19 protein-coding genes, 1 other RNA gene and 3 pseudogenes are annotated in these 22366 nt (G+C 73.5%); 9 read left to right on the top strand and 14 right to left on the bottom strand.

Going from position 1 to position 22366, the window contains the following annotated elements; all coding sequences use genetic code 11:
* Positions 1-61 precede the first annotated feature (61 nt).
* Both AB0D49_RS38320 and AB0D49_RS38315 read left to right on the top strand, forming a co-directional pair.
* Positions 62-1810, top strand: coding sequence for an NAD(P)/FAD-dependent oxidoreductase (locus AB0D49_RS38320; RefSeq protein ID WP_362767758.1), 1749 nt, complete (start codon positions 62-64; stop codon positions 1808-1810).
* On the top strand, positions 1764-2960 hold the full coding sequence (locus AB0D49_RS38315; protein WP_362767642.1) for a cytochrome P450: 1197 nt from the start codon (positions 1764-1766) through the stop codon (positions 2958-2960). Before AB0D49_RS38320 ends, AB0D49_RS38315 begins: the two co-directional genes overlap by 47 nt.
* A gap of 43 nt (positions 2961-3003) precedes the next feature.
* On the opposite strand, the gene AB0D49_RS38310 is transcribed toward AB0D49_RS38315, so the two are convergent.
* The 8 genes and pseudogenes from AB0D49_RS38310 to AB0D49_RS38275 form a co-directional block, all read right to left on the bottom strand.
* Positions 3004-4251 carry an MFS transporter gene (locus AB0D49_RS38310; protein WP_362767639.1) on the bottom strand — a complete coding sequence of 416 codons (1248 nt, stop codon included), beginning with the start codon at positions 4249-4251 and terminating at the stop codon, positions 3004-3006.
* Between the two features lie 126 nt (positions 4252-4377).
* A complete protein-coding gene (locus AB0D49_RS38305; RefSeq protein ID WP_362767636.1) occupies positions 4378-6207 on the bottom strand; it encodes a hypothetical protein in 1830 nt (609 codons plus the stop codon).
* A complete protein-coding gene (locus AB0D49_RS38300) occupies positions 6204-6791 on the bottom strand; it encodes a hypothetical protein (RefSeq protein ID WP_362767633.1) in 588 nt (195 codons plus the stop codon). The genes AB0D49_RS38305 and AB0D49_RS38300 overlap by 4 nt, the downstream gene beginning before the upstream one ends.
* A complete protein-coding gene (locus tag AB0D49_RS38295; RefSeq protein ID WP_362767630.1) occupies positions 6788-7492 on the bottom strand; it encodes a hypothetical protein in 705 nt (234 codons plus the stop codon). Before AB0D49_RS38295 ends, AB0D49_RS38300 begins: the two co-directional genes overlap by 4 nt.
* Before the next feature lie 276 nt (positions 7493-7768).
* Complete coding sequence (locus AB0D49_RS38290; RefSeq protein WP_362767628.1) at positions 7769-8539, bottom strand: alpha/beta hydrolase; 771 nt, start codon at positions 8537-8539, stop codon at positions 7769-7771.
* A 217-nt stretch (positions 8540-8756) separates the two neighbouring features.
* Positions 8757-9173, bottom strand: an RNA gene (gene rnpB / locus AB0D49_RS38285) — RNase P RNA component class A.
* 67 nt (positions 9174-9240) lie between these two features.
* A pseudogene (locus AB0D49_RS38280) lies at positions 9241-10071 on the bottom strand (EamA family transporter); the annotation flags it as partial.
* 22 nt (positions 10072-10093) lie between these two features.
* Positions 10094-10912, bottom strand: coding sequence for an AraC family transcriptional regulator (locus AB0D49_RS38275; RefSeq protein WP_362767625.1), 819 nt, complete (start codon positions 10910-10912; stop codon positions 10094-10096).
* A 106-nt stretch (positions 10913-11018) separates the two neighbouring features.
* Between AB0D49_RS38275 and AB0D49_RS38270 the strand changes: the two genes are divergently transcribed.
* The 4 genes from AB0D49_RS38270 to eda all read left to right on the top strand — a co-directional run bounded on the left by AB0D49_RS38270 (position 11019) and on the right by eda (position 14035).
* Positions 11019-11780, top strand: a complete 762-nt coding sequence (locus AB0D49_RS38270) for a MerR family transcriptional regulator (protein WP_362767623.1) — start codon at positions 11019-11021, stop codon at positions 11778-11780.
* Positions 11777-12436, top strand: a complete 660-nt coding sequence (locus tag AB0D49_RS38265; RefSeq protein WP_362767621.1) for a hypothetical protein — start codon at positions 11777-11779, stop codon at positions 12434-12436. The genes AB0D49_RS38270 and AB0D49_RS38265 overlap by 4 nt, the downstream gene beginning before the upstream one ends.
* A 60-nt stretch (positions 12437-12496) precedes the next feature.
* On the top strand, positions 12497-13279 hold the full coding sequence (yaaA, locus tag AB0D49_RS38260; protein WP_362767618.1) for a peroxide stress protein YaaA: 783 nt from the start codon (positions 12497-12499) through the stop codon (positions 13277-13279).
* 87 nt (positions 13280-13366) lie between these two features.
* Positions 13367-14035 (top strand): bifunctional 4-hydroxy-2-oxoglutarate aldolase/2-dehydro-3-deoxy-phosphogluconate aldolase, encoded by a 669-nt coding sequence (gene eda / locus AB0D49_RS38255; RefSeq protein WP_362767615.1) that lies wholly within the window; start codon positions 13367-13369, stop codon positions 14033-14035.
* On the opposite strand, the pseudogene AB0D49_RS38250 reads toward eda, so the two are convergent.
* From AB0D49_RS38250 to AB0D49_RS38240, 3 genes and pseudogenes are all read right to left on the bottom strand, one after another.
* Positions 14021-14680 (bottom strand): annotated as a pseudogene (locus AB0D49_RS38250) (histidine phosphatase family protein); the annotation flags it as partial. The gene eda and the pseudogene AB0D49_RS38250 sit on opposite strands and share 15 nt — an antisense overlap.
* 404 nt (positions 14681-15084) lie before the next feature.
* Positions 15085-15828 carry a C4-type zinc ribbon domain-containing protein gene (locus AB0D49_RS38245; protein ID WP_362767755.1) on the bottom strand — a complete coding sequence of 248 codons (744 nt, stop codon included), beginning with the start codon at positions 15826-15828 and terminating at the stop codon, positions 15085-15087.
* The gene (locus AB0D49_RS38240) at positions 15825-16694 is read right to left on the bottom strand and encodes a Nif3-like dinuclear metal center hexameric protein (protein ID WP_362767612.1); all 870 of its coding nucleotides are present in this window, start codon (positions 16692-16694) and stop codon (positions 15825-15827) included. Before AB0D49_RS38240 ends, AB0D49_RS38245 begins: the two co-directional genes overlap by 4 nt.
* Positions 16695-16879: 185 nt before the next feature.
* On the opposite strand from AB0D49_RS38240, the gene AB0D49_RS38235 reads away from it, so the two are divergent.
* Entirely contained in the window at positions 16880-18151 is a 1272-nt protein-coding gene (locus AB0D49_RS38235; RefSeq protein ID WP_362767609.1) for a hypothetical protein, read from the top strand.
* 212 nt (positions 18152-18363) lie between these two features.
* Positions 18364-18525: a hypothetical protein gene (locus AB0D49_RS38230; protein ID WP_362767606.1), complete on the top strand. Its 162-nt coding sequence runs from the start codon at positions 18364-18366 to the stop codon at positions 18523-18525.
* A gap of 7 nt (positions 18526-18532) precedes the next feature.
* Here the strand turns inward: AB0D49_RS38230 and AB0D49_RS38225 are convergent, their stop codons facing one another.
* Genes AB0D49_RS38225 through AB0D49_RS38215 form a run of 3 tightly spaced genes read right to left on the bottom strand, consistent with a single transcriptional unit; the run spans position 18533 to position 21514 of the window.
* Positions 18533-19498, bottom strand: coding sequence for a 3-oxoacyl-ACP reductase (locus AB0D49_RS38225; protein WP_362767603.1), 966 nt, complete (start codon positions 19496-19498; stop codon positions 18533-18535).
* Positions 19499-19523: 25 nt separating this feature from the next.
* Positions 19524-20600 carry a Zn-dependent alcohol dehydrogenase gene (locus tag AB0D49_RS38220; RefSeq protein WP_362767601.1) on the bottom strand — a complete coding sequence of 359 codons (1077 nt, stop codon included), beginning with the start codon at positions 20598-20600 and terminating at the stop codon, positions 19524-19526.
* A 53-nt stretch (positions 20601-20653) separates the two neighbouring features.
* Positions 20654-21514 (bottom strand): MaoC/PaaZ C-terminal domain-containing protein, encoded by an 861-nt coding sequence (locus AB0D49_RS38215; protein WP_362767598.1) that lies wholly within the window; start codon positions 21512-21514, stop codon positions 20654-20656.
* Between the two features lie 491 nt (positions 21515-22005).
* On the opposite strand from AB0D49_RS38215, the pseudogene AB0D49_RS38210 reads away from it, so the two are divergent.
* Positions 22006-22275: pseudogene (locus AB0D49_RS38210) on the top strand (sensor histidine kinase); the annotation flags it as partial.
* Positions 22276-22366 lie beyond the last annotated feature (91 nt).

Genomic DNA, 22366 nt, shown 5'->3' with positions numbered 1-22366 from the left:
GGTGGGCGTGACGAGGAACGACGAGCGGGCGACGGCACCGGACGGGTCGCCACGCCAGACGATGATCATCATCGGGGCGGGTCTGGGCGGACTGTCCACCGGCTGCTACGCCCAGATGAACGGCTACCGGTCCCGGATCTTCGAGATGCATGAGATCCCCGGCGGCTGCTGCACCGCCTGGGACCGGGGCGACTTCACCTTCGACTGCTGTGTGAGCTGGCTGCTGGGCTGCGGCCCCGGCAACGAGATGCACCAGATCTGGCTGGAGCTGGGCGCCCTCCAGGGCAAGGAGATGCGCCACTTCGATGTCTTCAACGTGGTGCGCGGGCGGGACGGCCGGGCGGTGTACTTCTACTCCGACCCGGACCGTCTTGAGGCCCATCTGCGGGAGATCTCCCCGGCGGACGCCCGGCGCATCCGCGACTTCTGCCAGGGGCTGCGGAAGTTCCGCGCCGCTCTGGCCACATATCCGTTCCTGAAGCCGGTCGGGCTGATGGGCCGGAAGGAGCGCTGGCGGATGCTCGCCTCCTTCATCCCTTACTTCAATGTCATCCGGAAGTCGATCAGCGTCCTGATGACCGAGTACTCGGCGAAGTTCAAGGACCCGCTGCTGCGCGAGGCGTTCAACTTCGTGCTCTACGAGAAGCACTCCGCGTTCCCCGTGCTGCCGTTCTACTTCCAGCTGGCGTCGCACGCCAATCTGTCGGCCGGGGTGCCCGAGGGCGGCTCACTGGGGCTGTCCACCTCCATCGAGCAGCGCTACCGGCGGCTCGGCGGGGAGGTCACCTACAACGCGAAGGTCGAGGAGATCCTCGTCGAGGACGACCGGGCGGTCGGCGTCCGGCTCAGCGACGGACAGGAGTTCCGCGCGGACATCGTGGTGTCGGCGGCCGACGGCCACGCCACCACGACCCGGCTCCTCAAGGGCCGCTACATGCCGGAGGAGTACCGGCGGCTCTACACCGAGGTCATCGACGAGCCCGGCATGGTCTTCCCCGGCTATGTCGCCCTCTTCCTCGGGCTGCGCCGCCCCTTCCCCGAGGGCGACCCCTGCACCACGTATCTGCTGACCGACGAGGAGGCGGCCCGGCTGACCGGTATCCGCCATCCCAGCATCAATGTCCAGTTCCGCAGCGTCCACTATCCGGAGCTGTCCCCGGAGCGCACCACCGTCCTCTACGTCACCTACTTCTCGGACGTCGAGCCGTGGCGGGAGCTGAGCGACGGCCCCGAGCAGCGCACCCGCAGCCGTGGCGGCACCGAGCTGCACACCCTGCCGGTGCGCCGCGGCCGGGCGTACTACGAGGGCAAGCACCAGGTGCGGGACGCGCTGCTGGAGTTCCTGGAGCACCGCTTCCCCGGTCTGCGGGACACGGTCGCGGTCCGGGACGTGTCCACGCCGCTGACCCAGGTCCGCTACACCGGGAACTACGACGGGACCGTGCTGGGCTGGCAGCCGTTCGTGGAGAGCGGCGAGACGATGGAAGAGCTGATCAAGAAGTACGGTCCCGCGCTGCCGGGCCTGTCGAACTTCTACCTCTCCGGGGTGTGGGCCACCACGGGCGGGCTGATCCGGGCCGCCGCCGCGGGACGGCACGTCATGCAGTTCGTCTGCCGGGACGACGGACGGACGTTCACCGCCGACGTCGACACCTCGGCCCCACCGCCCACCCATGTGGTCATCCCGGTGGGCCCGCACGACCGGCAGGACCCCCGACCGCCGGACGACATCCGAGGACATCATGGAAAGGACGCGACAACCGATGACCGAGCACCCGTCACCCCTGCGCTACCCGTTCACCTCCCCTGAGTGCCTTGACCTCTCGCCCCGCTACCCCGAACTGCGGGCCGGTCCGCTGCCGCGGGTGAAACTGCCGTACGGGGAGGACGCCTGGCTGGTGACCCGGTACGCGGACGCCCGGCTCGTGCTGGCCGACCACCGGTTCAGCCTGGCCGCGGGGGTCCACCGGGACCAGCCCCGGATGCGTCCGCTGTCCACCAGCGGCGTCGGCCTGATGTCCACCGACGCGCCCGAGCACACCCGGCTGCGCCAGGTCGTCGCCCGGCACTTCAGTGTCCGCCGGGTCGACCAGCTCACGGACCGGGTGCAGGAGATCGCGACGGAGCTGATGGACCGGATGGAGGAGAAGGGCCCGCCCGGCGACCTCGTCCAGGACTACGCGTTCCCGCTCTCCATCACCCTGATCTGCGATCTGCTGGGCGTCCCGGAGGGCGACCACCGCAAGATCCAGGAGTGGCTGGATCTGATGCTGGCGCACCGTGTGTCGCTGGAGGCGTTCGTCGCCGAGTCGGAGGCGTTCGTCGCCTTCCTCGGCGAACTCGTGGAGCTGCGCCGCCGCGAGCCCGGCGAGGATCTGCTCAGCGCCCTGGTCCGGGCCCAGGACGAGGAGGAGCGGCTCACCTACGAGGAGATGTTCGAGCTGGCGGCGGAGCTGCTCACGGCCGGTTTCGTCACCACGTACAACCAGATCTCCAACTTCTCCTATCTGCTGCTGCGCCGCCCCGAGTGGATGTCCCGGCTGCGGGAGAACCCGGACGACATCCCGGTGGCGGTGGAGGAGCTGCTGCGGTACGTGCCCATGCCGAACGGGCTCAACTTCTGCCGGTACGCGCTGGAGGACGTGGAGCTGGGCGGGGTGCTGGTGCGGGCCGGGGAGCCGGTGCTGGTCGACATGTCGGCGGCCAACCGGGACCCGGAGGTGTACCGGGACCCGGAGTCGCTGGTCCTGGACCGCAAGCCCGAGGCGCCGCACCTCAGTTTCGGCCATGGCGCCCACTTCTGTGTGGGTTCGCGGCTGGCGCGGCTTGAGTTGCAGGTCGCCGTGCGGACGCTGCTGGAGCGGCTGCCCGGTCTGAAGCCGGCGGTGCCGGAGGAGGAGCTGAAGTGGAAGGCGGAGGCGATGCTGAAGGGGTTGTACGAACTGCCGGTGATGTGGTGAGCCCGGGGTGAGTCTGCGGTGAGTCCGGGGGAGCGGGCGGGGGTCAGGCGGGCACCGGTCCTCCCCCGGGCAGCCCGCCGCCGTCCTTTCGCCCGCCCCCGCCTCTTTGGCCGCCCTCTTGGTCGGCCCTCTGGCCGCCCCCGCCCGCGAGCAGGACCGCGGACCCCGCCACCGTCAGCAGCCCGCCCGCCAGGAACGTGGCGCGGACACCGGCGAGGGTGAGGATCAGCCCGCCCAGGGCCGCCCCGGCCGCGATCCCCGCGTTGTAGGCGCCGGAGTTGGCGGCCAGGGCGAGGTCGGTGCGGCCGGGGGCGGAGCGGAGCATGGTGTTCTGGGTGGTCATGAAGACCGGCCCGATGGCGGCGCCCGTCAGGGCGAGGAACAACACCACGGCCGTCTGGTGCCCGCCGCTCGCGTACAGACCGATCATGCCGGTCGCCTGGACGGCCACGGCCGCGGTGAGGGCGCCCCTGGGGTGGCGGTCCAGGACGAGGCCGGTCAGGGTCACCCCGGCGAGCGTGGCCACGCCGAACAGCACGAGCAGCGCGTTGACCGCCCCCGGCGAGAAGCGGCTCACCCCGCCGAGGAAGGCCACGAGATAGGTGAACCCGGCGAAGGCGCCGGTGGCCGCCAGCGCGCACGCCGTCAGCACCACGGCGAACCGGCGCCGGTCGGGGTGGTCGGCGTAGGCGGCGGGCTCCTCGTCCGGGCGGGACGTCGGCAGCAGGGCGGCGACCGTGACGAGCGAGGCCAGGGCGAGCACGGCGAGCAGCGCGACCGGCAGCGGCCAGCCGCCCGTACGGCCCAGCCAGGTCCCGGCGGGCACGCCCAGGACCAGCGCGAGCGACCCGGCGACCGACAGCGCCCCGATCACCCGGCCGCGCATCCGCGCCGGGAACAGCCCGACCGCGACCGGCCCCATCACCGCCCAGAACAGCGCCTGGCCCAGCGCGGTCACCAGCCGGGCCGCGAGCAGCACACCGTACGACGGGGCGGTCGCGGCGACGACGCTGGAGACGGCCAGCGCGGCGAGCACCCCGGTGAGCACATGGCGCCGGGGCACGGACCGCACCGCGTGCGCCAGCGGCACCGAGACGACGGCGACCGTCAGGGCGTACCCGGTGACCAGCAGTCCGACGGCCGGGACGGACACGTCGAGGCTCGCGGCGATCAGCTCCAGCAGCCCGACCGGGAGGTTCTCGGCGGTGTTGAAGGTGAACGCGGCGAGCATGAGGGCGGCGAGCACGGCGAGACCGCGCAGGGGGAGCGTCTGGGGTGTGTGCTGTCCCATGGCACGGCTCATCCCCCCACCCCACCCCGGCGGGCGGTTCCGCCGCAACCTGTTTCCACCACGAGGGGGGGGGACCACCGAACGGCACTTCCGCAACTCCGGCGCGAAAGTCCCGTCCACCGTGCGCTACCCCTCCCCCAGTTCCAGGGTGAGGCGGGCGGCCGTGGTGACCGTCGAGTCGAAGACCTGGCAGGCGACCACGGCGTGGGTGACCCCCGTGGCCGCGCGGATCAGCTCCAGCCGCGCGGTGCCGCCCCCGTCCGGCAGGGTCAGCCGGGCCTCGGTCCAGGTCGTGGTGGCGCTGACCTCGGTGGTGCCGGTGTGCTCCCCGCGCAACAGCAGCACCTCGCCGTACGCGGCGGTCGGGCGCAGGGCCGGGAGGCCGGGGTCGTCGGTGGTCAGGGTGGCGTCGGCGGCGAGGGTCCAGCGCAGTCGCAGCAGCCGGGCGGCGGTGTCCCGGGCCGCCTGGGCGCTGGTCCCGGCGAGCGGCCGGACGGCGGTGGCGCGCAGCCCCCGGAAGGTACGGGCGGCGGTGGCGGCCGGGGCGGGCCCGGCGCCGGGCGGGGCGGCGAAGACGGGGAGACCCTCGGGCCGCACGGGCGGCGCGGGCCGGGAGGGACTGGGACAGGGCGAGGGAAGCCCCTCCCGACCCGCGGACGGCGGGGCGGCGGACGCGGCGGGCGGTGCGACCGGGTCCGCCTCCGGACGGACCGTCAGCAGCCCCAGCAGCAGCGCGAGGACGGGCGGCAGCACGGCGACGGCGTACACGGCGGGCCGGAACGTACCGGCCGTCGGCCCCCGCCAGCCCCACAGCCGTGACCAGCGCCCGGCGAGCGGCGGCCACAGCGCGAGCAGGGCGAGCGTCGCCCACCAGGTGGGGCCCGTGAGCAGCGTGTCGTGGGCCAGCGCGAGCGCGGTCCGCGCGGCCTCGGCCGGGGTCTCGCCGAGCAGCCGGTAGCCCGCGACGGCCACGAGCAGATCCGCCGCGCTCTCGACGGCCATCGCGGCGGGCCACAGCAGCATCAGCAGCGCCTGGGCGCCGGGCCGCCCGGAGCGCGCGACGAACCAGCGGCGCAGCCGCAGCGGCGGATGGTGCAGCCGCGCGGTCCAGGAACCACCGCGCCCGCCCAGCGCGCCGAGCGCCCGCAGCTGAACGTCCTGCCCGACCGCGCGCACGGCGTACCGGTCGGCGGTCAACTCCGCCGTCCACAACGCGCTGACCAGCACCAGCAGCGTCTTGGGCACGACCGCCAGCATCAACAGCACCTGCGCGGACGGCATCCCGCTGGGCAGCGGCCCGGCCGCGAGCAGCAGCCCGGCGGGTACGACCCCGAACCCCAGCAGCAGATACGGCCATGCCTTCACCAGCCCGACGAGCGGACTGCCGAGCCCGGCCACATGCTGCTCGGCGTGACCGAGATGACCGGCCTCGTGCAGCAGGATCGCCTCGGCGGCGGGCCGGTCGCGGGCCCACAGCCCGAGCAGGGGCGCGAAGACCGCGACCCGGGCGGTGCGGAACCCGCCCGGGTAGACCCGGGCGGGCAGCTCCCGCAGCAGGGAGACCCGCAGTTCGGTACGGGGCGCGCGGGCGGCGAGGAAGTCCCGTATCTCACCGACCACCCGGGCGAGTTCGGCGGACCCGGGACCGGCCATCCGCTCGGGCGCCATCAGCCGGTACCGCCGCTCCACCCGCCGGGCCCGCGCCCGTGGCGCCAGCAGGGCGAGCGCCCCGGCCAGCCCGACCAGCGCGGGCACCGCGAGGACGACGGTCATGGCCAGGACGACGGACAGCACCGGAGTGATCCGGAAGTCCTCCGCGACGAACCAGACGACCCAGTCGACCAGCACCTTCGTCTGCACCAGGCAGAGCGCCCAGGTCAGCCAGAGCCAGGGCGGCGGACCCCACAGCGGACCCCACAGCGGCCCCCCCAGCGGGGCGCTCTGCCGGGCGCTCACCCCCGGTGCCGCCGGAACAGCCGGGCGACGGCCCCGGCCGACCACCGCCCCGGTACCCGCGCCGCGGGCTCCTCCCGGGCGGCCAGCGCGTCGAGAAAGGCGACGGCTCCGGCGGGGTCGCGGGAGTCGAGGAGTTCGGTGGTGAGCCGGGCGGCCAGATCGTCGGCGAGATCGGGCGCGACCCCGTGGGCGAGCAGCCGTTCCCGCAGCCGCAGCGCGGCCCGTAACACCTCCTCCGGCGCCACCGCGTCCCCAGCCTGCTGTTCCCCCCGCGTGGACCGCCCGCCCCGGAGGCTGACGAGCAGCGCGGTGGTGGCGACGGTGTTGGCGAACTCCTGGCTGGAGAGCAGCGCCTTCAGCACGTCGGCGGCGTGGGCGAGCGCGTCGAGCACCTCCGGCAGCACGGTGGAGAGTTCACCGCCGATGCCGCCCGGGGCGTGGCCGCCGGTGCGGAACAGCGCGCGGCGGGCGTCGCCGCCCTCCGCGTAGGCGTGGGCGAGCTGGGCGGCGAGCACGGTCTCGTGCGGCGCCGCCCACTCGGCGACCCGTGGCCCCCACACCGCGAGGACGTCCGGCCCGCTCATGAGGCGCTCCCGCTGAAGTCGAAGCGGAACTCCAGCTGTCCGTCGCCGGTGCTGCCCTGGGCGGTGAGCGAGGCGCCGTCGGTGTCGAGGTCGCCGCCGAGCGTGGTGCCCTCGGCGACGGCGTGCGGATAGCCGCCGGGCAACTGTCCGAGGTCGTTGCGGCAGGGCACTATCTGGCTGGGCCAGTTGACCAGGTTGAGGGCGACGGCCTGCTCGGTGTGGTCGTCGACGAGCTGTCCGGTCAGCTCACCGTCGTCCCACTCCAACTGCCAGTAGAGGAGCAGCAGATCGGGATCGCGCGGATTTCCGGCCAGATCCTGCCCGGAGACGGTACTGACGGACGACGACCAGAGCGACACGGCCCCGGCGTCGGAGGGCTGTCCCACGGCCAGCACCAGACTGAACGGATTGTCCTCGGTGGCGTCCCCGCCGGACCGGGGCGAGCCGAGACTGAGCGTGGCGTCCATGGCGTACGACTGGGAGTCCGCGAGCTGCCGGGAGCCGTCGGTGGTGCAGTAGTCGTACACGTCGACGGAGACCTCGGCGGTCCCGCTGTACTCGACCCCCCAAAGCGCCTCAGCCCCGCCGACCGCCTCTTCCTCCTCCACCACCTCCTCCTCCGGAACAGGCGGCTCGGTCGTCTCGACCACGTCACTGGGCGAGGGCGACTCCGGAAGGTAGGACGTCGGCGGATCGCTCACGACGGACGGAGTGACACTCTCCACGACGGACGGTACGGCGGACCCCCCGCCCCCGGCGTCACCCCCGCCCCCGGAACACCCGCTGAGCACCAGCAACCCGAGACAGACCCCGGCGCCCATTACCACACGTATCTGCGCAGAACGCGACCCCCCACGGGTCGCACACGGGAACTTCACCGTTCCCCCCTCCCCCACCCGGACACACCACGGCAAAAGGCCCGGGGACAGAGGATGCTACGGTGCGCATTCAGCCAACTACACCGGAACGGCGGTTCGTTACCGTTCCGTGCCTGACACGCGTCGCCCTCCCGTAACCTCCTCGACGAACCGCCCCACGAGGTCCCCGAACACCTCGGTCGCCTCGATCTGCGGCGCGTGCCCACTGCCCGGCACCACCTGCACCTCCCCACGCCAGAGCGTCGGCATGGCGATCCCCCGCAGATACTCCAGACTCACCAACTGCTCCCCCTCCCCCTGCAACACCGCGAGCGGACGGTCGAGCCGCCCCACGATCCCCACCTCGTCGGTGAACCGCCCGGCGCCGAGACTGGCGAACAGCGCGGTACGGGCGGCCCCGTCGGTCCCGAGGATGTCGGCGACGAGCCCCCCGATCTCCCTCCCGGACCCCGGCGCGAGAAAACTCCGCGCGTACGCCTCGGCCCCCGCCGCGTCGACATCGTCGGTGAACCCGATGTTCACGGCCGGATTGGGCAGGAACGCCCGCCCGAAGTCCCCGGCCCCGGAGACCGGCGGCGTCCCGAACACCACGAACCCGGCGGCCCGCGCCAGCTCCGCCGCCGCCTCCAGCACGATGTGCCCACCCAGACTCCACCCCACCAGCACGGCATCCTCGGCCCCGGTCCGCCGGACGAACTCCGCGAGCACCGCCGCGTACCCCGGCAACGAGTACCCGTCCGCCCCCTCCGCCGCCTCCGACTCCCCGTGCCCCGGCAGATCCACCGCCAGACACCGGAACCGCTCCCCGAACCCCCCGCTCAGCAGGGGCTCCCAGACCCGGGCCGACGACGAGTTCCCATGCACGAACACGACAGCGGGCCCGACCCCCACCGACTCGACATACGAGACCCCCCGCCCACCGACCCTCAACCGCCGCCGCTCCACAGCACGCCCCTCTCGCCCACCCGACACCCCGCTCCACTGCGGTCAACGTACCGCCGGCCATCCGCCGGGAGGTGTGGGTGGAGAGGGATCAGGACAGGGAGCGGACACGGCTCCGGGGGGGGAAGGGAGGGAGGGAGAGCGGCAGACGAGTCGGGCTGTACGCCGGGTTCTGTGCCTCGACGCCTCGCGGCTGTCGGGGTGACGGCCATCCATCTAGGGCCGGCGTTGCCGTCGGCCTCGTGCGGTCTACCCGTGGACTCGGGCGGGCAGCCCTCGGACGTCCACGCAGTCGCGCCCTTCTCGATTCCGAAAGGGGTGCTCCCTTTTGACCTTGCTCCGGGTGGGGTTTACCTAGCTGCCCAGGTCACCCTGGGCACTGGTGGTCTCTTACACCGCCGTTTCACCCTTACCCGGTGCCGAAGCGCCGGGCGGTTTGTTTTCTGTGGCACTGTCCCGCGGGTCACCCCGGGTGGCCGTTAGCCACCACCCTGCCCTGTGGAGCCCGGACGTTCCTCGGGGAGATCCATCAGGACCTCCACGCGGCCGTCCGCCCGGCTCGTCTGCCGTGTGGACCATGGTAGCCGCCTCCGCGGGCGGCTCCGGTCACCGGCCGTGGCCAGCACCGAACCGGCCAGGATGAGGGTGAAGGCGATCAGGATGGTGGCCGAGAGCGTCTCGTCCAGGAACAGGGCGCCCGCCGCGACCGCCACCGCCGGGTTGACGTAGGTGATCACCGTGGCGCGGGTCGGGCCCGCCTCCTTGATCAGCTCCAGGAAGGCGACGAACGCGACGGCCGTGCAGATCACGCCCAGGGCCGCGAGGGAGGCCAGGACCTCGGGGGACGGGAGGGTCGGTGGGCGGGTCAGGACCGCCGCCGGGGCGTAGACCAGCGCCGCCAGTGCCAGACAGGGGGCCGTCAGGTGGAGGGACGGGACGTCCCGGAGGTGGCGGGCCGCTATCAGAGGGGCCGTGGCGTAGCCGAGGACCGTGAGGAAGACCTCGGCGAGGGAGCGGGCGTCGCCGCCCGTCAGATGGGGGGCCGTGAGGACGCCCACCCCGGCGAGGCCCAGGGCCAGGCCCGTCACCCGGCGCGGGCCCAGGTGCTCCTCGGCGCCGAAGAAGCGGGCGAGGAGGACGCCGACGATGGGGACGCCGGCGATCAGGAGGCCCGCCGTCGAGCTGGACAGGTGGCGTTCCGCGTCCGTCAGGGTCCACCACGGGCCGATGATCTCGATACACGCGAAGGCCAGCATCGGTTTCCAGTGGCGGCGGACCGTCGCCCCCATCCCGCCCTGGCGCAGGGCGAACGGGAGCAGCAGGGCCGCGCCCAGGGCGCAGCGGACGAAGACGACCGTCGACGGGGTCAGGTCCGCGTCCACCGCCACCTTGATCAGCAGATACGGAATGCCCCAGATCACTCCCATCAGGGAGAAGAGCAGCCAGGCGCGTGCAGTCATGCGAGGAGTGTGCGGGACGGGGTCAGGGCGTGTCTTGAACGCTGTTGCGGTATGCCGCCGGGGTCACGCCCAGGACCCGGCGGAACCAGCGGGTCATATGGGCCTGGTCCGCGAAGCCGACCAGCGGCGCCACCTCCGCCGGGCGCAGCCCCCGCTCCAGCAGCACCCGCGCCCGGCCGACCCGGTGCTGGGCCAGCCAGGCGTACGGCGGCAGCCCCATCGCCGTACGGAAGGCGCGCAGCAGCTGGTAGCGGGACAGGTGGAGGTCGGCCGCCAGGGCGGCCAGGGACGGCGGGGACAGGAGGTCGTCGGCGAGGCGGTCGCGGACGGCCACGGCTATGGCGGTCGCGGCGGGGGCCGGTGCCGGGCGCGGGCGGACCGTGGAGTGGCGGTGGGTGAGGGCGGCCAGCAGCCAGGGCAGGCGGGACTCGGTCTCCAGCGGGTCGGGGCAGGCGATCAGGTCGGCGTGGGTCAGGCGGAGCGCGCGGGCGAGCTCGGGGTCGTCCAGGACCGCGGCGCGGAAGTCCGGCAGGGTCCCGCCGGGCAGGTCGTCGGTGAGCAGGGCCGGGGGCGCGTACAGGGCCCGGTAGGCGTAGCCCGCGCGGTCCGCCGGGCCGCCGGTGTGGGTCTCGCCGGGGGCCAGTACGACGATGTTGCCGGGACCGGAGACGACCCGGGCGCCGCGGTAGTCGATGACCTCCAGCCCGCCGACGGTCACACCGATCGTGTACTCGTCGTGCGCGTGCGGGGCGTAGACATGGCGGTCGAAGGACGCCGTCAGCAGATCCAGCGCCGGGCCCCCGTGGCCGAGTCTTGTCCTGTTCCAGCGTGCCTGCTCCATCCCGGGCCCCCTCGTCGTCCGCCGTGGCGTGTGGCGGTCAGCCTGTCATCCCGTTCCGCAGCGGTGCGCTTGACCTTGTCGTAGCGTCAACGTCTCTACTGGGGTCATGCGGATCGGAGAGCTTGCCGCGGTCGTCGGGGTCACCACCCGGACCGTCCGGCACTACCACCATCTCGGCCTGCTGCCGGAGCCCGAGCGGCTCGGGAACGGGTATCGCAGCTACGCGCTGCGGCATGTCGTCGTGCTGGCCAGGATCAGGCGTCTCACCGAGCTGGGGCTCGGGCTGCCGGAGGTACGGGACGTGCTCGCGGACGACGCCGGGCGGGACCTCGGCGAGGTGCTGGAGGAACTCGACGCGGACCTCGCCCGGCAGGAGGCGGCGCTGCGGGAGCGGCGGGTCAGGCTGCGGCGGCTGCTGGAGGCCGGGGAGCTGTCCGCCGACGGGCCGGTCTCACCGGAGCTGGCCGAGCTGTTCGCGGGGATGGGCCAGGTGCCCGACTCGCCCATGGCCGCCAAGGACCGGGAGATCTTCACACTGCTGGAGACCACCGCCGGGCCCGAGGACCGGCAGCGCATCCATGACATGCTGCGCGCCGCGTTCGACCGGCCCGAGGCGGTCGCCCAGGTCACACACGCGTACGCGCTGCTGGACGCGCTCGCCGACGCCGGACCGGACGATCCGCGGATCGAGGAGGCCGCCCGGGTGCTCGCCGACTGCTTTCCGCCGGGGCTGCTCCCCGAGGGCGGTGTGCCGGACGAGTCCGAGCACGGCTTCCTGCGGGCCCTCCTCTCGGACTTCCCGCCCGCCCAGGCGGCGGCGATCCGCCTCGCCATGCGCCGGGTGACGGACCAGAGGGAGGGGGCGTGAAGGGGGTGGTGCGCTTCGGTGTGCGGCTGGTCCGGCATGAGTTGCGGCTGCTCGGCAGTCTCGCGCTGTGGCTGGCGCGGCGGCGGCACGGCGGGCGGCTCGGGGAGCTGTTCCCGTCGGCCCGGGGGCTCGGGCCGATGATGTTCGGTTTCGGCTTCGTCGCCGTGGTGGAGACGGTCGTGCTGTCCGTGCTGCTCGCCCGGTGGCCGACCGTGCATCTGGTGGTGCTGGTGCTGGATGTCTACACGGTGCTCTTCGTGGCCGGGCTGTACGCCGCCGCGGTGGTCCGGCCGCATGTGCTGGAGCCGGACGCGGTGCGGCTGCGGTACGCCGGCCATGTCGAGCTGCGGGTTCCGCTGGAGCGGATCGCCCGGGTGCGGCGCGAGCTGCTGCTGACCCACACCCGGGCGGACGGCGAGCTGAACATCGGGGTCGCCGGGCAGACGACGGTCACCGTGGAGCTGACCGAGCCGGTCGAGTACGTCACCTTCCTCGGGCGGCGGCGCCCGGTACGGACCGTACGGGTCAACGCCGACGAACCGGCGGCGTTCGTACGGGCGCTGGTGGCGGCCGGCGCGGGGGCGGGGGGCGACGCGGTCGCGCCGGGGGGAAGCGGGGGCGGCGCGGGGGCGAGCGGGCGCGGCACGGGGGCCTAGGCGCCGTACGCTGGCGCGAGGTCCGGAACGGAACCGATCGCGATCGAGGGAGACACCGCCGTGCTCGTCCTGCTGCCGCCGTCCGAGGGCAAGGCCGCCTCCGGGCGTGGTGCCCCGCTCAAGCCCGAGGCGCTGTCGCTGCCGGGGCTCGCGCCCGCCCGGGAGGCGGTGCTGTCGGAGCTGGTCGAGCTGTGCGCGGCCGACGAGGACAAGGCGAGCGAGGCGCTCGGGCTGAGCGAGGGGCTGCGCGGCGAGATCGCGAAGAACTTGGAGCTGCGGACGGCGGGCACCCGCCCGGCCGGGGACATCTACACGGGCGTGCTGTACGACGCCCTGGACCTGGCGTCGCTGGAGACCGCGGCGAAGCGGCGGGCGGCCCGTTCGCTGCTGGTGTTCTCGGGGCTGTGGGGGGCGGTCCGGGTGACCGACCGGATTCCGTCCTACCGCTGTTCGATGGGGGTACGGCTGCCGGGGCTCGGGGCGCTGGCCGGGCACTGGCGGGCACCGATGGCCGAGGTGCTGCCGGAGCTGGCCGGGGACGGTCTGGTGCTGGATCTGCGGTCGGCGGCGTACGCGGCGGCGTGGAAGCCGACGGGCGCGGTGGCCGGGCGCACGGCGACGGTCCGGGTGCTGCACGCGCCGACCCGGAAGGTCGTCAGCCACTTCAACAAGGCGACCAAGGGGCGGATCGTACGGAGTCTGCTGTCGGCCGGGGCCGCGCCGCGGACGCCTGCGGCGCTGGTGGAGGTGTTGCGGGACCTCGGGTATGTGGTGGAGGCGGAGGCTCCGGGGCGGGGTGGGCAGGCGTGGGGGCTGGATGTGCTGGTGGATGAGGTGCATTGAGGGGGGTCAGCCGGCCGCGCCCGGCGGGCGTTGCGGTGTGTGCAATGGGCTTTGCGTAGGGTGCATCGGACCGGCAGGATGGCGGTCATGGTCTCTTCCGCTGTCGCCTCCCCGGGTGTCTCCGTCCTTGATCTCGCTCCCGTCGTGCCCGTCGTCGTCGTGGACGATCCCGCCGACGCCGTGCCGCTCGCCCGTGCGCTGGTCGCCGGGGGGCTGCCCGCGATCGAGGTGACTCTGCGGACGCCGGGCGCGCTGGACGCCATCCGGGCGATCGCGGCGGAGGTGCCGGACGCGGTGGTCGGCGCCGGGACCGTCATCGGCGCCGGGCAGGTCGGGGACGCGGTGGCCGCCGGGGCGCGTTTCCTGGTGAGCCCGGGGTGGACGGACGCCCTGCTGGAGTCGATGCGGGGGTCCGGGGTGCCGTTCCTGCCGGGGGTGTCGACCACGTCCGAGGTGGTGGCGCTGCTGGAGCGCGGGGTGACGGAGCTGAAGTTCTTCCCGGCGGAGGCGGCGGGCGGGACGGCGTATCTGAAGTCGTTGTACGGGCCGCTGCCGCAGGTCCGGTTCTGTCCGACCGGGGGGATCGGGCCGGACAGCGCGCCGGGCTATCTGGCGCTGCCCAATGTGGCGTGCGTCGGCGGGAGCTGGATGCTGCCGAAGGACGCGGTGGCGGGCGGCGACTGGGGGCGGGTCACGGAGCTGGCGCGGGCCGCCGCCGGGCTGGGCGGCGGGGGCGGTCGGTCAGCGCAGGTGTGAGGTGTCGTTGAAGAGGCGGACGCCCGCGTTGCCGTCGGAGTAGTGGGCGACGACGGAGAGGGACGCGGCGGACAGTTCCATCCGGAACATCGACTCCGGTGGGGCGCCGAGGGCCAGCCGGAGCAGGGTCTTGATGGGGGTCACGTGGGTGACCAGGAGGACCGTGCGGCCGGCGTACGCGGTGAGGAGTCTGTGCCGGGCGGCGGTGACGCGGGTCTCGGTGGCCGCGAAGCTCTCGCCTCCGCCGGTGGGGCGGGCGTCGGGGGTTTTCAGCCAGGCGGTGAGGTCGTCGGGGTGGCGTTGCTGGACCTCGGCGAAGGTGAGGCCCTCCCAGGCGCCGAAGTCCGTTTCGCGCAGGCCCTCTTCGACGGTGATGTCGAGTCCCAGGCGGGTGGCCACGGCGGTGGCGGTCTCGCGGGTGCGGGTGAGGGGGGAGGTGATGATCGCCTCGATACCGGCGTGGGGGGTGTGGGCGCGGGCGAGGGATTCGGCGGCGCGGGTGGCTTGGTCCTGGCCTGTGGGGGAGAGGGAGGGGTCGGTGCCGCCGCTGCCGGAGAAGCGCTTCTGGGGGGTGAGGGGGGTTTCGCCGTGGCGGAGGAGGACGAAGGTGGTGGGCGGGCCCAGGTCTGGGGGGCGCCAGCCGGTGGGGGCGGTTGCGGTGGGTGGGGGTCGGTCGCGCAGTTCCCCGCGCCCCTGGTGATCGGCGTTCTTGGTCGGTGAGTCGACGGGTGCCGTGGGTGGGGGTTCTGTGCGCGGTTCCCCGCGCCCCTGCGTACCGGCGTTCGTGCTCTGTGAGTCGACAGGTGACGTCAGTGCGGGATCTGTGCGCGGTTCCCCGCGCCCCTGGACACCGGCGTTCATGGTCTGTGAGTCGACAGGTGACGGGCGTGCGGGATCCGTGCGCGGTTCCCCGCGCCCCTGGATACCGGCGTTCGTGCTCTGTGAGTCGACAGGTGACGTCAGTGCGGGATCTGTGCGCGGTTCCCCGCGCCCCTGGACACCGGCGTTCGTGCTCTGTGAGCGGGCAGTCAGGGGCGCGGGCATCGGGGTTACAGGCCCGACTCGGATGTGCGGACCAGGATGCGGCGGCAGTTCTCGCAGCGGACCACCGTGTCCGGCGCCGCGGAGCGGATCGCGTTGATGTCGGTGATCGCCAGTTCCTGGCGGCAGCCCTGGCAGGTGCGCTGGTAGAGCTTGGCCGCGCCAATGCCGCCCTGCTGGGCGCGCAGCTTGTCGTAGAGGCCCAGGAGGTCCGCCGGGATCGTCGCCGAGATCACCCCGCGCTCCTTGGTGGCCGTCGCCGCCTCGCCGTCGAGGGACTCGAACGCGGCGTCGCGCCGGGCCGTGGCGTCGTCCAGTTTGCCCTGCACCGCGCCCACCCGCTCGGTCAGTTCGGTGACCCGCTCCTGCGCGGACTCCCGGCGCTCCATGACCTCCAGCACCACGTCCTCCAGATCGCCCTGCCGCTTGGCGAGGGAGATGATCTCCCGCTGGAGGTTCTCCAGGTCCTTCGGGGACGTCACCGCGCCGGAGTCCAGGCGCTGCTGGTCCCGCGCGGCGCGCTGCCGTACCTGGTCGACGTCCTGCTCCGCCTTGGTCTGCTCGCGGGCGCAGTCGCTCTCCTCGGTCTGCGCGGCCACCAGCAGGTCGCGCACCTGGGCGTGGTCCTTGGTCAGCGACTCGATCTCGGCGTGCTCGGGGAGCGACTTGCGCTTGTGGGCGAGCTGCTGGAGCCGGACGTCGAGGTCCTGGACGTCGAGGAGTCGGATCTGGTCGGCGGGCGCGGCGTTCAGTTGGGGGCTCCAGGTGATCTGTGGGAAGGGGAGGACGGGGTGGTGGACGGGTGGTGGGTCGTCCAGGGGTCGGTGACCGTGTCGGAGACATGGACGCGCAGACCCCAGCCGTGGCGGTCGGAGATCTCGTCCAACTGGGCGGCGGCCAGTTCGCACCAGGGCCACTCCGTCGCCCAGTGCGCCGCGTCGAACAGCGCGAGGGGCGTCTCGGCGCGGGCCTCGGACACCGGGTGGTGGCGCAGGTCGGCGGTGAGGTAGGCGTCCACCCCGGCGGCCCTGACCTGGTCGAAGAGTCCGTCGCCTGAGCCGCCGCTGACGGCGACCGTACGGATCGTCGCGCCGGAGTCCCCGGCGGTCCGGATGCCCTGCGCGGTGGCGGGCAGCAGCTTCGCGGCGCGCGCGGCGAACTCGGCGACGGTCAGCGGGTGGTCCAGCGCGCAGATCCGGCCGAGTCCGCGGCGCCCGGCCGGGTCGGTGGCGTCCGGCACCAGAGGCCCGACGATCCGCAGGTCCAGCGCGCCCGCGAGGGCGTCGGAGACCCCGGGGTCGGCGGTGTCGGCGTTGGTGTGGGCCACGTGCAGCGCGATGTCGTGCTTGATCAGGGTGTGCACCACCCGGCCCTTGAAGTGGCCCGCGGCGACCGTGGTCGTACCGCGGAGGTAGAGCGGGTGGTGGGTGATCAGCAGATCCGCGTCCAGCTTCACCGCCTCGTCGACGATCTCCTGGACCGGGTCGACGGCGAACAGGACCCGGGAGACCTGCTGGTCGGGGTCGCCCACGACGGTGCCGACCGCGTCCCAGGACTCGGCCCGCTCGGCGGGCCACAGTTTCTCCAGCGCGGCGATGACTTCTGACAGACGGGGCACGCGCCAAGGCTACCTGGCGCTCCGCCGCCCCGGACCGGGGCGTACGGGCCGCTCCCACCGAGCACAGGGGTCACCGTCGGCTCAGGTGAACCGCCGCACGGCCACCCTTATGTGTGAAGTCGCCGCCCGGCGGTCCCCCGCCCGTGCGTACGAAAACTAGCTTCGTCGCCGGAGGTGACCGAACGATGACGGCCTGTTCGATCGAGCCCGCCGCGGCGGACCGGGACGACCCCCCGCCACGGCCCGGCTGCGTGCTCACCGCGGACGGCGCCTACGCGGCCCGCCTCACCGTCGCCGGCTCCCCGGCACAGGGCGCCGACTCCTGGTTCCCGGAGCGCTGGACGCTGGACGGGCCCGAGCCGTACGCGGTGCCGCTGCCCGGCAACCAGCCCGAGGAGCCCGGCACCGAGGTACAGCCGATGGGCGACGGCCGGGTGCTGATCTGCCGCCGCACCGACGGGCGGCACTTCTTCTCGCTGCTGTATCCGACCGGACCCGGCACCGGTGAGCTGCCGCTGGGCGCGGTGGAGTGCCCGCCCGGCGCCCGGCTGCGGCTGCTGCCCCCGGCGCCCGGCGGCGCCCACGCGTACGCGCTCGCCTCCGGCCCCGAGCACAGCACGGTGTGGCTGGTGGCGGGCGGCGCGTTCGGTCCGGAGCACATGGCCCATGTCCCCGGGCGCTGCACGGGCGGGGTCTGGCTGGACGGCGGCGGACGGATGCTGGCGCTGGACCGCGCCGACCCGGACACCGGGCGCACCAAGGCGGTCGTGGTGGACCTGGGCCGGGGCGGCGAGGTCTCGCCGCTGCTCCAGATCGCGGCGGACAGCGACGACCGGCTGCTGCTCGCCGACCCGGACAGCGGGCTGCTGCTCATCGGCTCCGACGCCCCCTCGCCCGGCGCCGAGCGGCTGGGCTGGGGGGTGCTCGGCTCCACCCTGCCGGTCCGGTTCCCGGAGTGTCTGCGGGTGGAGGGGTGCGCGGTGACGCCGTTCGCGATCCAGCCGGGGCAGATGCTGACGCCGGAGAGCTGCGGGGTCGCGCTGCGGGTCGACGGGCCGGGCGCGGAGGTTCCCTGGGTGGGGGTCTGGCGTCCGGCGGACCGGCGGCTGCGTCATCTTCCGGCGCCGGAGGGATGGCTGGCCGGGGCGGGGCTGTGGACCCGGGACGGGGCGCTGCGACTGCCGTACGCGACGGGGGCGCTGCCCTGCGGGGTACGGCGGTGGGAGGCGGACTGGACGGCCGAGACGGAAACGGCGGCGGAGGGGGCGGCGGAAGCGGTGGCCGAGGGCGGCTCGGCTGTCGCGGACGCGCGGGCCGAGGGCACCGCACGATCGGCTTCCGCCCCAGCCCCCGCCGTCGCCCTGCGTCCGGTGCCGCTGCAACAGGCGCCGCTGGGGAACGGGACACCGGGCGCCCGGCGCGACGGAAGGGATGACGGAAAGGTGAGGGGAAGGTGAGGGGAAGGGCCCGCGCGTAACTCCCCAACGCCCGTAAAGATTCCGCAGTGTGACGTAACCGACCAGTAACCCACCGTCGAAACCTCAAGGTGGTGAAGGGGTTGTAACGAAGTGACTGCGGTTGCCTGTGCGCCTGGATCTGGGATATGGGGCGCCGGTTAAACTCGCCGGGCTGTTTGAACGATCATATTTTGACGGGGTGAGTTCTTCCGATGAGCGACGCCAGCATGTCCGAGCCGTTGTCCGCCGACGCCGCCGAGGAGTCCGCCGGTCATGGCCGGCACCGGGGGCAGGTCGCGTCCCAGGACGCCGAGTCGGCCCCCAGCGGCCGGCACCGCAAGCCGGTGGACCAGACGACCGTGAACGCTGCCTGAGCGCACGTCACACCGCTGGGGCTGCGGGCGGCGGGTCGTCGCGTCGCAGCCCCAGTACTTCCACCGCCGCGAAGGTCTCCCCCGCCGGGCGCCCGGCGTAGTGCGGGGTGAGCAGCGCGTCGAGTTCGTCGTAGGTGAAGGTGTCCTGCTTGCTGTCGAACTTCGCCGCCACCCGGGGCCGTTCCACGATCGCCACCATGCCGCCGTGCACCACCAGCAGCTGGCCGTTGACGCGGGCGGCGGCGGGCGCGGCGAGATAGCCCACCAGCGGGGCCACATGCTCGGGCGCGAGCGGGTCGAGGCCCTCGGCGGGGCGTTCCAGGCCCGCGAAGACGTCCTCGGTCATCCGGGTGCGGGCGCGTGGGCAGATGGCGTTGGCGGTGACGCCGTAGCGGGCGAGCGCCAGCGCGGTGGAGGTGGTCAGACCGACGATGCCGCCCTTGGCGGCGGCGTAGTTGGGCTGGCCCGCCGAGCCCGCGAGGAACGCCTCCGAGGAGGTGTTCACGATCCGTCCGTACACCGGGGCGCCCGCCGCCTTGGACCGCTCCCGCCAGTGCGCGGCGGCGATCCGGGTGGTGTTGAAGTGCCCCTTGAGATGGACCCGGATCACCGAGTCCCACTCCCCCTCCGTCATGGAGAAGACCATCCGGTCGCGCAGGATGCCCGCGTTGTTGACCAGGATGTCCAGTGTGCCGAACGCCTCGACGGCGGTCCGCACCAGCGCTTCGGCCGCCGCCGGGTCGGCCACGTCCCCGGTGTGCGCGAGGGCGGTGCCGCCGGCCGCGCGGATCTCGGCGGCGACCTGTTCGGCGGGGGCGGCGGACGCCTCGCCGGTGCCGTCCCGGCCCGGCTGTCCGTAGTCGTTGACGACGACGGACGCGCCGAGCCGGGCCAGTTCCAGCGCCTCGGCCCGGCCGAGTCCGCGTCCGGCCCCGGTGACGACCGCCGAGAGCCCCTCCAGTGGCAGTGCCATACCCACAACTCCCCCAGCCGGCCGGTCAGATCTCGATGCAGGTGCGCAGGGCGGTCCCCGTACGCATCTGGTCCAGCGCCTCGTTGATGTCGGCCAGCGGCACCCGGTGGGTGATCAGTCCCGCCAGGTCGACCCGGCCCGCCCGCCACAGGGCGATGGTCCGCTCGTAGGAGCGCAGCACGTCGCCGCCGCCGTACATGGACGGCAGGATGCGCTTCTCGTCGAAGAACAGCTCGAACATATTGAGCTTGAGGTGGTCGTCCATGGCTCCGGCGCCGACCACGACCAGGGTGCCGCCGCGCCGGGTGGTCTCGTAGGCGGTGCGGGCGGTGGCGGACTTGCCGACCACCTCGAAGACGTAGTCGAAGCCCTCCCCGGCGGTGACGGACTGCTTGGCGTCGGCGAGTTCCTCGGGGGCGACGGCCCGGGTGGCGCCGAACCGGAGGGCGGCCTCGCGCCGGGCGGCGACCGGGTCGACGGCGACGATCTCGGCGGCGCCCTTGAGCCGGGCGCCCTGGATGACGGAGACGCCGACCCCGCCGCAGCCGATGACCGCGACCGACGCCCCGGCCTCCAGATCGGCGGTGTTGAGCGCGGCGCCGAGGCCGGTGGTGACCCCGCAGCCGATGAGGGCGGCGATGTCGTAGGGCACGTCGTCCGGGATCGGGACCGCGCAGCCGGCGTCGACCACCACCTCCTCGGTGAAGGTGCCGGTGCCCGCGAAGCCGAAGACATCGCCGCCGGGGCGGCGGAAGTTGGGGGTGCCCGCGTTCATGAACCCGGCGAGACAGAGTTCGGTCTGACCCCGCTTGCAGGAGGGGCAGGCGCCGCAGGCGGGCAGCCAGCAGACCACCACCCGGTCGCCGGGCTTCAGGTTCCGTACGCCCTCGCCGACCTCCAGCACCTCGCCCGCGCCCTCGTGGCCGGGGACGAACGGGCCCGGCTGCGGCAGCACCCCGCTCATCGCGGAGAGGTCGGAGTGGCACAGCCCGGTGGCCCTGACCCGGATGCGGACCCGGCCGGGGCCGAAGGCCACCGCCTCGATGTCGTCGACGACCTCCAGTTTGTCCTGGCCGATCTCGTGCAGTACGGCTGCGCGCATCTGCGGCTCCCTTCGGATATGCCGGTTCAGGTGTGCTGGGCGGCGGGGTCGGTTCAGGTGTGCTGGACGACCGTGTCGGTCAGGACGGGCGCCTCGCCGCGTTCGACGGCGCCGACCTCGACCCGTACGGTGTCCGGGCCCGGTCGCCACATCCGGACGCGGAGCGTCTCGCCCGGGTACACCACCCCGGCGAACCGGGTGGCGTAGGAGCGGACGCGGGCGGGGTCGCCGTCGAGCACGGTGTCGACGACCGCCTTGAGCGTGATGCCGTAGGTGCACAGGCCGTGCAGGATGGGCCGGTCGAAACCGGCGGTCTTCGCGAAGTCGGGGTCGGCGTGCAACGGGTTCCAGTCCCCGGACAGCCGGTACAGCAGCGCCTGGTCCTCGCGGACCGGCCGGTCGACGGTGTGCTCGGGCTCCCCGGTGGGCTGCTCAAGGCGGGTGGCGGGTCCCCGTTCGCCGCCGAAGCCGCCCTCGCCCCGGACGAAGATCTGGCTGTCGTTGGTCCACAGCGGTCCGTCGGCGTCGGCGGCCTCCGTGCGCAGCACCAGCACGGCGGCCTTCCCCTTGTCCCAGACCGCGGCGAGCCGGTTGACGGTGGTGGCCGTGCCCTGGACCGGGATCGGGCGGTGCACCTGGACGTGCTGGCCGCCGTGCAGCACCCGGGCCAGCTCCACCTCGACGCCGGGCAGCGAGAGTCCGCTGATCACCCCGGGTGCTCCGGCGCCCGCGACGGTGGCGAAGCTGGGCAGCACATGGAGCCGGGACTCCAGGGCGTAGCGGAGTTCGGCCGGGTCGGTGGCGGGGACTCCGGCGCCGATGCCGAGGTGGTAGAGGAGAACGTCCTTGTGCGCCCAGCCGATCTCGCCGGTCCGGGGTTCGGCGGCGAGCGCCTTGGCTGCGTCGATGGGCATGGGGCTCCTGGGCGGTCGGGGGTGAGACCCCGGCACGGCCGTCCGCACCGTCGGCCGCACCGAGGTCGTCATGGTGCCGGGGAACACGCTCCCGGGGCGGGACAGGGCGTGCGGGGCGGACGTGACATCTAGAACGCGTTCCACTTGCGGCGCACCTCTGTATAGCCGAGGGCGGTGGAGTTGGGAAGACTCCCGGCGAGCACTTCTGACGGAACGTCAGATACGGCGGGACCGCTCCCGCGAGTGGCCCGCACCCGGGACATCCGTACCGGCCGATCGCGTACGGACGTGTCTGTCGCGGCGGGGCGGGGCTTTCTACGCTGAGGAAGGAGGACGGGCGGCCGGGAATCCGGCCGGAACGGGGGGAGTGTCACATGCCGTGGACAGGTGGGGTCGGGCGCCGCGGGGGCACCTGGGGGTTCGCGCGGCTTGACTGGCGGGACACCGGGACGGAGACGCGAGGGGAGACGGACGGGGACTGCGGGGGCGCGACCGGGTTCTCGCTGCTGCCCTGGCTGCTGCTCGGCCTAGGCGCCTTCTCCAACCTCTTCCAGGGCCACGCCGACAACCCCTGGATCGGCGGCCTGGGGCTGCTCACCTTCAACTCCCTCTACATCTACGTCGTCTTCCGCGCGTTCGTGACGGAACAGCGGGAGTCTCCGGCGACCTGGCTGGCGCTGGCCGCGATGACCGTCCTGACCTGCGGACTCGCCGCCGGGTACGGGGGCTACTGGCTGCTCTTCTTCCCGCTGCTGGGCCTAGGGGGTGTCTGACGGATCTCCGTGGCGTCGCGACGCCCGGCACGCACTCTCGCCGCACCGGACAAAAGCCCTAGTAGCTCCGCTACGAGGG

The organism is Streptomyces sp. NPDC048290, assembly GCF_040652095.1.
Taxonomy (GTDB): domain Bacteria; phylum Actinomycetota; class Actinomycetes; order Streptomycetales; family Streptomycetaceae; genus Streptomyces.
Note: the sequence above shows the minus strand (reverse complement) of the source record. Positions and strands in the feature narration are given on the sequence as shown.